Below are 11,127 nucleotides of genomic sequence, written 5' to 3' on the forward strand. Positions count from 1 at the left end.
CAGAGCGCGAACCTCAGGCCGTCTTTACTTCCAGAGACCAATCTTGGTCAGTACTTCCTGGAAGTTCGCCCGGGTAATCAGTGTCACGTCATCCATCGCAGTGTATTTAGGAGGTTCTTCGCCGGTGGTCACCCACTTGTACATCTGCAGCGCAGTGTTGTAGCCCTCTTTATCCGGGCTTGGCAGCATCGAACCGAAGAAGCCGCTTTCCTTCTTCTTCAATTCATCGATGGCGTCAGTGCCGTTGATACCAATGCCGATCACATTGGCAGGCTTGAAGCCCGCGCCGGCCGTTGCACGCACACCACCCAGAACGGTGTTGTCGTTCATGCCGCCGATGATCAGGTTCTTCGCTGCGGCAGGCAGCTTAGGCAATGCCGAGTTGGTGGACTCCATGCTGCCGGGTACATCGAGGGTCTTTTGCGCAGTGAAGAGGATGTGGTCTTCCGGGAAGCCCGCTTTCTTCAATGCATCTACCGAACCGTCGGTACGCTTCTTGCCGGTATCGAGTTCGTTGTAGGTGTTGATAATGGCGTAGGTTTCTTTCCAGTCCCAGTTACGATTCTTCGCTTCGGCGGCCATGGCTTCGCCCTGTTTCTGGCCGACTTCGAACGCGGCCATGCCCAGGTACGGGACGTCTTCCATGAACTTGCCACTGGCGTCGACAAATCGATCATCCACGGCCATGACTTTCAGGCCGTTGGCTTTGGCCTTGGCAACAATGGCAGGGCCAAGGGATACGTCGGGTGGGCAGATGACGAAGCCTTTGGCACCGTTGGCGGCCAGGCTATCGATAGCGGAAAGGGTCTTTTCACCGTCAGGTACGGCAATTTTGATCACTTCAAAACCATGGTCCTTGCCAGCTTTCTCAGCAAAGGCCCATTCGGTTTGAAACCACGGCTCTTCGGCCTGTTTGACGAGGAAGCCGATTTTGACTTTGTCAGCGGCAGATACACCACCCGACAGACCCAGCACAGCAGTGGCAACAGCGGCACAGCAAAGGGAACGGATCCCATGACGACTCAACATAGCTAACTCCTTATTTTTATTGAATAGCTACAGCGTCCAGCGATGAGTTGTGTTGAGGTCATCCGCACCCGAAGGGAATCTGGATCGACATCAAAACAAGAACAAAACAGTCATATCATATTATCAATGACCGGAATGTAACCTAGTGTCACGCATGCTAAAGCACTAACATGGAACGCTCCTTTTCAGTTAATGAAACCAGCCTTGGACCCACCAACGGTCAGCCCGCAAAACGCGTCGACGGCAAACCCTGAATGCCAACATCCGTCGCCAACAGTGCACCGTCGAATTGACCATGAGCGTCGCCCGGCTCCGCGCTGGTGACATACAGTGTGGTCATGTCCGGACCGCCAAACACGCAACTGGTGGGATGACTGACTGGCAGTTCGACGATCCGGTCAACGCTGCCGTCCGGCGCAAAGCGGATCAGGCAGCTACCACCCCAACGGGCGTTCCACACGTAGCCTTCGACGTCCATCGCCGAGCCGTCCGGCACGCCGCGAGCATGTTCGGCGGCCCAGATCGAGCGCGATGCAAGCTCTCCATTGGCAAGAATCGGGTAGCGATAGATCACGCCATCAAGACTGTCCGCGCTGTAGAGCTCATCGCTCCTGGAATTCCATAACAGGGTGTTGACGATGCCCTGGCCTTCAAGCAAAGGCGTGACTGCGCCATCGGCGTCAATTCTGAACAAACCGCCGGAGCGTCGGGTGATCGGCAGATCGCCGCCCTCCTCGTCGAGATTGTTTTGCATGGTGCCCAGCCACAAGCGACCTTGAGCATCGCAACGGGCTTCATTGGCGCGATTACCGACAACCGGGTCGGCATTGCACAACAGCGTCAGGTTTGGCGTGTAGCCAGGAGAATCCAGATCAAGACGGTAGACGCCGCTGGCCAATGTCACCAGTGCGTCGCCCCCGCGAGTGGGAATGAACGACGAGACAGGCTCGGGCAGATGCCATTGCTGATACTGCTCTTCGAACAGGCGGCAAGCCAGTCGGGCCGCGATGTCGACCCAGTACAGGGTCTGGGTCTCTGCATCCCAGAACGAGCCTTCGCCCAGCATGAAACGGTGCGCTGAAACAGGCAGCCATTGCATATGAAAATGTCCTTTGTTCTTGTTTTTTTAGGTGCTTCTTATAGGTGCTTCAGGGTGTTCGGTTATCAGTACAACGTTAGTCGGTGAAGCTGTTTGACGCCAAAGCCTGGCGGGCAAACGATTCGGCAATGACCCCGGCAGCCTGCTCGATCAAGGTCATGCAAGCCCACACGCCCCGCGCCGCATCACGACTGGCAATCGCGTCGGCGAGATCCTTGTGCAGTGGCAAGGTTTTACCCAATTCGCCCGGCACCGCCGACGACACCTCGAACGACACCGCCAACAAGGCACCCAGTGCAGGCAGCATTTGCTCAATGAACCGGTTATGGCTGGCCGCCAGAACCGCTTCATGGAAGCGTCGGTCGGCCAGGTTGTAGTCGCCCATGTCCGCCACCGATTCTGCCAATGCTGCATACGCCAACTGAATCTCGCTGATCTGCTCGGCGCTGGCCCGCTCGCACGCCCAACGTACTGCCATGGGCTCGATGGTCCTGCGCAAATCCAGCAAATCCTTCACAAAATCTTCTGGCAATCCCTTGCGTGCCAGCCAGCTCACAACCTGCGGGTCGAACAGATTCCAGCTACGCAACGGCAAAACCCGGGTGCCCACCTTGGGCCCTACTTCCAGCAGGCCCTTGGCAACCAGGGTTTTGATCGCCTCGCGGATCACCGTACGGCTGACGCCTAACTCTTCAGCCAATACCGCTTCGACTTTCAACACCTGACCCGGCCGCACATTGCCCGCCGCGATCCACGCCCCCAGCCAATCGACTGTGGACGCATGAAAATTACTACTCATGTGCTGCGCCTCACCACGCGGTCATTCCCGCGACCTGAGGCTAATCATCACATGATTGGCTGTCAAACCTGCCTATGGTGTTGCCCGTAGGAGCTGCCGAGGGCTGCGATGGCTCTAATACTGGGGAAACGCCAAATCGCAGCCTTCGGCAGCTCCTACAAAATCGATGCGACCATCAAATAGTATTACGATTAAATTTTCAAGTGACGTTTTATCGGCTATAAATCCTGATAACACTCTTTTACAGGATGAATAGTCAGACCAATAAACCTTCCCGAGCAAGAATCCGACCTGTATCGAAGGTTCGGTGCAGCCCACTACAACAACAAAAAAGGTACATTCAATGAAACCCTCTTCACTGCTCAGCAGCTTCGGACTGTCCTTGATGATCGCCACCCTCACGGCCAACGCCGCCAGCCTTACCAATGAACACAGCGCCTTTGGCAAAACAGCCGATGGCACTGCCGTCGAAAAGTACACCCTGCGCAACAGCCATGGCGTGGAAGCCAACATCATTACCTACGGCGCGACCCTGCAATCGCTGCTCCTGCCGGACAAGAACGGCAAGGTTGAGGATGTGGTCCTCGGTTTCGATGATGTGAAAGGTTATCAGGACAACGGCACCGTCTATTTCGGCGCAACCATTGGCCGTTTCGGCAACCGTTTGGCCGATGGCAAATTCAGCCTGGATGGCAAGACCTATCAGGTGCCGCAAAACGACAAGACCAATGCCCTGCACGGTGGCACTCAGGGTTTTGACAAGCGGGTATGGAAAGCTGAACCCAGCAATGAAAACGGCTGGGTGGGCGTCAAGCTGACCTATGTGTCGCCGGATGGCGAGATGGGGTTCCCCGGAGAGCTGAAAACCGAGGTGACCTACAGCCTCAACGAGAAGAACGAGCTGCGCATCCACTACAACGCCACCACCAACAAGCCCACCGTGCTCAACCTGACCAATCACAGTTACTTCAACCTCGCGGGCGCGGGTAACGGTGATGTGCTCAAGCAAGTCGCTACCCTTCACGCTTCGCATTACACGCCGGTCAACGAGAAGCTGATCCCCACCGGCGAACTTCCAGCGGTCAAAGGCACACCCATGGACTTCCTGACGCCTACAGCCATCGGCAAGAACATCAAGGCGGACCATCAGCAATTGAAATACGCCGAGCCGAAACAAGGCGGGTTTGATTTCAACTGGGTGCTGGACACTAAAGGCGACGTCAGCAAACTGGCTGCCGAAGTCAGCGACCCGCAATCCGGTCGGCGCCTGCAGTTGTTCACCAGCGAGCCTGGCGTGCAGCTGTATACCGGCAACTTCCTGGACGGCAGCATCCATGGCAAAGGCGGCAAGGTCTACCCGCACTGGGGCGCCTTCACCCTGGAAACCCAGCACTACCCGGACGCGCCGAACCAGCCGAAATTCCAGAGCACCCGACTGGATCCGGGCAAGGCGTATACCCAGACGACCGTGTTTAAGTTTTCAGCACACTAAAAGTTCAAGGTACCACGCTGTCTCGCGGTGACCGATGGACCTGTAGGAGCTGCCGAAGGCTGCGATAGCGGTGTGTCAGGATGAATGCTTCGCAGCCTTCGGCAGCTCCTACAGAAAATGCATTTCAATAGGGTTATTTACCCCGCATCGCCGCCACCAACTGATCAACGTTGTACTTGAACATCTTCACATAGCTGGCCGCCGGCCCATTGGCTGGCGACAGCGCTTCCACATATAACTCGCCACCGGGCTTGGCACCGCTGGCATCGGCGATCTGTTTCACCAGACGCGGATCACCGGAGTTCTCGAAAAAGTACGCACTGACGTGCTCCGCCTTGATCTGTCGGATCAACTTGCCCACATCCGCTGCCGAAGCTTCAGATTCGGTGGAGAAGCCCAAGGGCGACAGGAACGTGACGCCATACGCATCGCCAAAGTAGCCAAAAGCGTCGTGAGACGTCAGCACTTTACGTTGCGCCACCGGGATGGACTGGATTTGCGTCCGAGCGTAGCTGTCCAGCGCTTTAAGCTGCTCGGTGTAGCGTTCGCCATTGGCCTTGTAAAGACTGGCGCCCGCGGGGTCGGCTTTTTCCAGCGCAGCAACGATATTGCGCACGTAGATCACTGCATTGGCAGCGCTGTTCCAGGCGTGTGGGTCGGTAATGCGCTGGCCGTCATCTTCCATGCTGCGAGTCTTGATCCCGCTGGACAGCACCACTGGCTCGCCTTTGTAGCCTGATGCCTTGATCAGCCGATCCATCCAGCCTTCCAGATGCAAGCCGCTGACAAATACCAGATCGGCTTTCTTCAACGCCTGAGCGTCGGCCGGGCTGGGCTCATAGACATGCGGATCGCCGTTGGGGCCGATCAGCGACGTGACATGCACCCGCTCGCCGCCGACGGTCTGCACCATGTCGGCAATAACTGTAAATGACGCGACGGCTTCCAGTGGTTTGGCCTGGGCCAGTACACTAAACGCAGACAGCACAAGGGCTGCCATCGAACTCAACAGCATTGATCGTTTCATGACGTTCCTCTTGAAATCAGTGGGTCAGGTGGGATTGGGGAAGCAGGCCGCGCAGGATGCCCGTGCGGCCGAACAACAGAGAGAAGCCATAAAAAGCGCTGGCGGTCAGGACGATGGCGGGTCCAGAGGCGACGCTCATGTGGTAGGAAATGATCAGTCCGATCAGCCCTGACAACGTCGCAACCAGCGTGGAAATCGCCACCAATACGCTCAATGAAGTGGCCCAGAAGCGCGCCGCCGTCGCCGGGAGCATCATCATGCCGACCGCCATCAAGGTGCCCAGCGCCTGAAAGCCTGCCACCAGATTGAGCACCACCAACAACAGAAAAAGTACGTGATACAGCGAGCCACGCCCGCCGACGGCTCGCAGGAATCCGGGATCAAAACACTCCAGGACCAGTGGCCGATAAATCAGTGCCAGCAGGATCACGGTGAACGAAGCGATGCCGCCGACCATGTAAATCGCATCGGCGTCGATGGCGAGAATGGTGCCAAACAGCACATGCAGCAGATCTACATTGGAGCCGTGCAGGGAAACGATCATCACCCCGGCTGCCAGCGAGGTCAGGTAGAAACTGGCGAAACTGGCGTCCTCACGCAGGGCCGTCAAACGGCTGACCAGCCCCGACAGCAGCGCGACCGCCAGACCTGCGATCAAGCCGCCGATGCCCATGGCAGGCAGCGACAAACCAAAAAACAGAAAGCCCAACGCGGCGCCTGGCAACACCGCATGACTCATGGCATCGCCCACCAGACTCATGCGCCGCAGCATCAGCAAAACGCCCACCGGCCCCGAGCCAATGCCCAGCGCCAGACACGCCACAAGAGCACGGCGCATGAAGCCGAACTCGATGAAGGGTTCGATGAGTAAGGTGTAGAGGGTCATGAGAGTGCCCCCGAGAAGTCGACTGAAATGCAGTCCCCTGTGGGAGCGGCGCTTGCCCGCGATAAGAGCACCTCGATTTATCCTGAATCGCATCCAGCCTTATCGCGGGCAAGCACCGCTCCCACAGGTTCCGCGCTTACAACAGGAAGGCGTGGCATCAGGTTCATCATTGAGCCTGCTCCCCACACAACTCCGCATCCGCACTCCAGAACTCGGCCATGTTGCGTGCCTTGCGCAGGTTCTCGACGTTCAGCACGTCTGCAGTGGCGCCCCAGGCAATGGCTTCTCGGGCCATCAATAGGGTTTGCGGAAAGTGCTGACGCACCTGATCGATGTCATGCAGCACCGCGATGACGGTTCTGCCTTGCCCGTGCCAGACCCGCACCAGTTCCAGCAGATCGCGCGTGGTGCGTGCGTCAATCGCGGTGAAAGGTTCGTCGAGCAAGATGACGGCCGCGTCCTGAAGCAATAGGCGAGCGAACAGAACTCGCTGAAACTGTCCGGAAGACAGCGAACCAATGCTGCGAGACTCAAAGCCTTCCAACCCCACCGCTTGCAGTGAATCCTGCGTGCGCTTCGCCAGGTCGCGAGTCAAACCACGGAACGCGCCGATGCTGCGCCACGCGCCCATCGCCACGGTGTCGGCCACGCTCAATGGAAAGCTGCGGTCGATTTCCGCGGCTTGAGGCAAATAACCCAGGGTTTTAGTCGCCAGATTGCCGCGGTCCACCCGCCCTGCAGCCGGTTTAAGGGTACCCGCGATGGCTTTGATCAGGGTTGATTTCCCTGCACCGTTAGGCCCGACGATCGCCGTCAGGCTGCCCGCTTCGAAACAACCGCTGAGGTGGTGCACCGCAGGCCGACGTTCGTAGGCGACGGTAAGGTCTTTTAGGGAAATGGCCGTGCTCATGGTATGGCCACCGCCCAGACGATGGCCAACCACAGCAATATCAGCATGCCCAGCGCGAGCACGACTCGCTTCCATGCCGATTGGGCGAGAACCGAACCGGCGATGGAAGGAACACGGGGAGCTTTCATGGGCCAGTAACCTGCAACGATTCGTTACAGTATTACATAGCCAAACATCGAAATGTTATGAAATAACATTTATATCCGCTATTTCCCGATAGCAACGAAGCCCTTTTGCAGATCCTCGATCAATGCCGCCACATCTTCCAGACCAATGTGCAGACGCAGAACCGGATTCAGCGCCTTGTCTGCCAGATTCTCCCGGTCACTGAGGTCGGCGACCGTAATCAGGCTCTCGTAGCCGCCCCATGACGCGCCCAGTCCGAACAGACTCAAGGCGCCGATGAACAGGTCCATTTGAGCAGGGTCGGCATTCACCAGCTCGAACGACAACAAACCATTGCTGCCACTGAAGTCGCGCTTGAACACTGCGTGATCCGGATGCTCCACCAGCGCCGGATGGAAGACCCTTTTGACCAGAGGTTGCGCCTGTAGCCAATGGGCAATTTCCAGTGCCTGACGCTCATGCACATCCAGCCGCGAGGCCAGCGTCCGGGCGCCGCGCAATACCAGATAAGCATCATCCGGGCTGACGGTGTTGCCGAAGGTTTCGCTCATCCGCCCCAAAGCTGGCCACACCTCCTTGCGCGTGCAAACGCTGCCCATCACCACGTCGCTATGGCCGCAAATGTACTTGGTCAACGCCATGATCGAGATGTCGGCACCCAGCGTCAGCGGCCGATACAGGTAGCCCGAACCCCAAGTGTTGTCGACGGCCAACAGAATGCCCCGTGGCTTGCACAGTGCAGCAATGGCGGGCAGGTCGCACAGTTCGTAGAGCAGCGAACCCGGCACCTCGGCGTAGACCATTTTGGTGTTGGCTTGCAACAGCCCTTCCAGCCCGCGCCCATCGGCCTGGAAATAACCGACTTCGATACCGAACGGGACAAGAAACTCTTTCGCCAGTCTGCGCACCGGGCCATAGACCGCATCGGTGAGCAGCACATGATCGCCGGGACGCAGATAGGCCAGAAAGGTTTGCGCCGCAGCCGCCAGTCCGGTCGAGAACAGCTTGGTGCGATATCCACCTTCCAGCTCGGTAACCAGATCTTCCAGGGCAAATCCGGTCGGATTGCCCCGCGCGCCGTAGCTCAGAACGCGTTCCGTATCGCGACGTTTACGGATGTCACGCATCTGGCTGAGGCTGTCGAACAGCACAGTGCTCAATCGGGTCACCGGAACATTGACTGCGCGCCCGCCGCTGCCTTTTTCAGTGCGCGCGGCGTGAATCAGCCGTGTCCGCACATCAGAGGTAGACGACGGGCGCTCAGGCTTTTTTGCGTGCAACGGCTTCAGGCTGTTGATTTCCTGTTCAGTCATCTGCGCCAGCAAGCCGATTTCCCAGGCCAGATACCGACGTGCCGCGTCCTTGTTGCCGGAATGCCGGTCGTGAGTGAAAAACAGGAAGTCGATGCACTGCGCGTCGGCCAGCGCCGTTGCGTTGTCTACCAGCGGCAAACCCGCTGCTTGCCAGGCCGCAACGCCGCCCTCCAGCAAACGCACGGTTGCACGTTGCGCCTCTGGCAATTCCTGAACAGTCAGTTGTGCGACTTCCGGGTTGTCGGCCAGTAACACCAGCGGCCGTGTTTCATCAGCCACCGCGTTAGCCAGCAGCGGACGAATCGACCAGCTCGAACCGTCAATGTGTGCCTTGCGGAAGCTGGCGCTCGGGCGCAGATCGATCAGGGCCACAGCGTCATCCTTCAAGGCATCGAAGGTCGCCGCCGCGCTGATCGTCGCCAATGGCGCAGCATTCAGGCTTTGCGATACCGGCAATGCCAGACCACTGCTGACACCGTCGTCCAGTACATAGGCCTGATGCCCTAACTGACGCAGCCAGCTGGCAACGATTGGCGCACGAATGTCATCGGAGTCAATCAGTACAACCCGCGCATGGCGCACGCCGATGTACAGGTCGGTGGACTGAATCAACTGCCCGCCCGGCGTATGCTGCGCACCCGGCAATGTCCCCGCAGCAAATTCTTCAGCCGTGCGCACGTCGCACAGGAACAGACTGCGGCTTTGGTCTCCCGCCCATCTGGCGACCTGGTTGGCGCTGACGGTTTCGACACCGGTTTTTTGCGCCAATGCCTGAGCGGCTTTACGCTGTTTGCCAAGGGATTCAACCGCCACCTCGTCGGGATAACGCCGAGTGCTGCCGTGTTCCAGTTGCAGATCGGCGAGGTACCAGCCTTGCGTACCGTTTTCCAAGGCATAAACCGGGTTCTTCACGCCCAGATCGATCAGCGTTTGCGCGCCGATGATGCTGCGGGTACGCCCTGCGCAGTTGACGACGATCGGGGTGGTTTCATCGTTGATCAACGCCGGTAGCCGATAGCCCAGTTCGCCATTGGGGCAGCAAATGGAACCGGGTATCGTCATCTTGCGGTATTCATCGAACGGTCGGCCGTCGAGCACCAGCAACGGCTCGCCGCGAGCCTGCCAGTGCGCCAGTTCGTCTGCAGTGATGTGTGGCGTGTGGCTGGCCTCTTCCACCCGTTCGCCAAATGCCTTTGACGGCACGTGTACCCCGGCGAACAGCTGCAAACCCGCCGCCTGCCAGCCATCCGCGCCGCCTTGCAGGGTATGCACATGCTGATAACCAAGCGCCGCAAGGCGAGCGGCTGCACGCGGGGCCACGTCGCTGCCGGTCTGGTCATAGATCACCAGGCGGACCGCGGGATTGGGCGCCAGACGCGGCGCTTCAATTTCCAGTCGGCTATACGGCAGGTTCTGCCCATGGAACAAATGTGCCTCGCCGTACTGACCGTGCTCGCGCACATCAAACAGGGCAATTTCCTGTCCGTCGAATAGCCACTGTTGCAGTTGCGCTGGGGTGATGGTTTGGCTCATGGAATCTCACAAATTGTCTTATTGACGCAGGGCCTGCGGGGGGATGCAATCCCAAATATTGGCGCGATGTCGTGGGACCGGCTTTAGCCGGGAAGACGCCATTACACTCACCAAAAACGGGTCATCATAAACACCGTATTCCCGGCTAAAGCCGGTCCACGTCGCACATCAAATTTCGGGCAAACATTGAATTCCCCACAGGTCCTCTGCTCGCTCCAGAGCGGCAGAGGCATCTGAAAAGTCATCGTTGGCGCACTGCCACAGACATGCAAACAGAGAAGATCAATCACGCATAAGCCTTGATCGAAGGCTCCATCTGCGAGGCGTTGTAATTCAGCACGCGGCCTTCTTCGTTGACGCCAAACCGGCCGTTCAACGACTCCAGCGGTCGGCCATACAAATGGAAATGCAGGGTCGGCGTTTCACCGTCCACACGAATGCCGTGCAGGTCTTCGCCGAGGAAACCGATCGGCGTGCCCGGCTGCACCACGACCTCTTTTTCCAGTTCGAGTCTGGCGTATTCAGGATTGCTGCCGTCGTCGGTACGGGCCCAGACGTAGTTGATCTCCTGGCCTTGCACAGCAACGATCACGGCCCAGGTCTCATGATTGTGCGGCAAGGTCTTTTTGCCTGGCAGTAGCGAGTTCATGTAAAGCGTTGGCGTATTGCCGTCGTCGTTCAGGCGATAGCGAAAAGCCGTCGAGCCAGCGCCCGGCACCGGTGATGGAAACGTGTCGAAGTTGAACAGGTCATGGCGAGTGGCGAGGCCTTCAAGCAACCCGATGATCTCCTGCAACGCCGCCCGGTCTACGCCGCGGTCGTTGATTACACGCACTTGCTGCAAAAGGGTTTCGATGGCTTCGGCACGGTTTTCAATGGTCATAAATACTCCTGGGTTATTTATTGAATTGGA

Annotated in this window: 10 protein-coding genes; 1 reads left to right on the forward strand and 9 read right to left on the reverse strand. The window is 58.1% G+C overall.

Annotated features, from left to right (window positions below):
* Window positions 1-24: 24 nt before the first annotated feature.
* The 3 genes from H8S59_RS12810 to H8S59_RS12820 all read right to left on the reverse strand — a co-directional run bounded on the left by H8S59_RS12810 (window position 25) and on the right by H8S59_RS12820 (window position 2,927).
* Window positions 25-1,029, reverse strand: a complete 1,005-nt coding sequence (locus H8S59_RS12810; RefSeq protein WP_095098034.1) for a substrate-binding domain-containing protein — start codon at window positions 1,027-1,029, stop codon at window positions 25-27.
* 220 nt (window positions 1,030-1,249) lie between these two features.
* Window positions 1,250-2,128, reverse strand: a complete 879-nt coding sequence (locus H8S59_RS12815) for an SMP-30/gluconolactonase/LRE family protein (RefSeq protein WP_187521642.1) — start codon at window positions 2,126-2,128, stop codon at window positions 1,250-1,252.
* Window positions 2,129-2,204: 76 nt separating this feature from the next.
* Window positions 2,205-2,927 (reverse strand): FadR/GntR family transcriptional regulator, encoded by a 723-nt coding sequence (locus tag H8S59_RS12820; protein WP_187521643.1) that lies wholly within the window; start codon window positions 2,925-2,927, stop codon window positions 2,205-2,207.
* Window positions 2,928-3,270: 343 nt separating this feature from the next.
* Here H8S59_RS12820 and H8S59_RS12825 point away from each other — a divergent pair, with 343 nt between their 5' ends.
* Window positions 3,271-4,419 carry an aldose epimerase family protein gene (locus H8S59_RS12825; protein WP_187521644.1) on the forward strand — a complete coding sequence of 383 codons (1,149 nt, stop codon included), beginning with the start codon at window positions 3,271-3,273 and terminating at the stop codon, window positions 4,417-4,419.
* A gap of 133 nt (window positions 4,420-4,552) precedes the next feature.
* Here the strand turns inward: H8S59_RS12825 and H8S59_RS12830 are convergent, their stop codons facing one another.
* The 6 genes from H8S59_RS12830 to H8S59_RS12850 form a co-directional block, all read right to left on the reverse strand.
* Window positions 4,553-5,446 (reverse strand): metal ABC transporter substrate-binding protein, encoded by an 894-nt coding sequence (locus H8S59_RS12830; RefSeq protein WP_187521645.1) that lies wholly within the window; start codon window positions 5,444-5,446, stop codon window positions 4,553-4,555.
* 16 nt (window positions 5,447-5,462) lie between these two features.
* On the reverse strand, window positions 5,463-6,332 hold the full coding sequence (locus tag H8S59_RS12835) for a metal ABC transporter permease (protein ID WP_187521646.1): 870 nt from the start codon (window positions 6,330-6,332) through the stop codon (window positions 5,463-5,465).
* Between the two features lie 166 nt (window positions 6,333-6,498).
* Window positions 6,499-7,242, reverse strand: coding sequence for a zinc ABC transporter ATP-binding protein AztA (aztA, locus tag H8S59_RS12840; RefSeq protein WP_187521647.1), 744 nt, complete (start codon window positions 7,240-7,242; stop codon window positions 6,499-6,501).
* Complete coding sequence (locus H8S59_RS27080) at window positions 7,239-7,370, reverse strand: hypothetical protein (protein WP_256582652.1); 132 nt, start codon at window positions 7,368-7,370, stop codon at window positions 7,239-7,241. Before H8S59_RS27080 ends, aztA begins: the two co-directional genes overlap by 4 nt.
* 78 nt (window positions 7,371-7,448) lie before the next feature.
* The gene (metC, locus tag H8S59_RS12845; RefSeq protein WP_187521648.1) at window positions 7,449-10,214 is read right to left on the reverse strand and encodes a cystathionine beta-lyase; all 2,766 of its coding nucleotides are present in this window, start codon (window positions 10,212-10,214) and stop codon (window positions 7,449-7,451) included.
* 286 nt (window positions 10,215-10,500) lie between these two features.
* Complete coding sequence (locus H8S59_RS12850; protein WP_087273458.1) at window positions 10,501-11,097, reverse strand: cysteine dioxygenase family protein; 597 nt, start codon at window positions 11,095-11,097, stop codon at window positions 10,501-10,503.
* Window positions 11,098-11,127: the final 30 nt, after the last annotated feature.

This window comes from Pseudomonas folii (assembly GCF_014357575.1).
In the GTDB taxonomy this organism is placed as follows: domain Bacteria; phylum Pseudomonadota; class Gammaproteobacteria; order Pseudomonadales; family Pseudomonadaceae; genus Aquipseudomonas; species Aquipseudomonas folii.

Bases quoted from the DNA above. Each gene is read 5' to 3' on its own strand.
- H8S59_RS12810 (WP_095098034.1), bottom strand. From the start codon at position 1,029: ATGTTGAGTCGTCATGGGATCCGTTCCCTTTGCTGTGCCGCTGTTGCC.
- H8S59_RS12815 (WP_187521642.1), bottom strand. From the start codon at position 2,128: ATGCAATGGCTGCCTGTTTCAGCGCACCGTTTCATGCTGGGCGAAGGC.
- H8S59_RS12820 (WP_187521643.1), bottom strand. From the start codon at position 2,927: ATGAGTAGTAATTTTCATGCGTCCACAGTCGATTGGCTGGGGGCGTGG.
- H8S59_RS12825 (WP_187521644.1), top strand. From the start codon at position 3,271: ATGAAACCCTCTTCACTGCTCAGCAGCTTCGGACTGTCCTTGATGATC.
- H8S59_RS12830 (WP_187521645.1), bottom strand. From the start codon at position 5,446: ATGAAACGATCAATGCTGTTGAGTTCGATGGCAGCCCTTGTGCTGTCT.
- H8S59_RS12835 (WP_187521646.1), bottom strand. From the start codon at position 6,332: ATGACCCTCTACACCTTACTCATCGAACCCTTCATCGAGTTCGGCTTC.
- aztA (WP_187521647.1), bottom strand. From the start codon at position 7,242: ATGAGCACGGCCATTTCCCTAAAAGACCTTACCGTCGCCTACGAACGT.
- H8S59_RS27080 (WP_256582652.1), bottom strand. From the start codon at position 7,370: ATGAAAGCTCCCCGTGTTCCTTCCATCGCCGGTTCGGTTCTCGCCCAA.
- metC (WP_187521648.1), bottom strand. From the start codon at position 10,214: ATGAGCCAAACCATCACCCCAGCGCAACTGCAACAGTGGCTATTCGAC.
- H8S59_RS12850 (WP_087273458.1), bottom strand. From the start codon at position 11,097: ATGACCATTGAAAACCGTGCCGAAGCCATCGAAACCCTTTTGCAGCAA.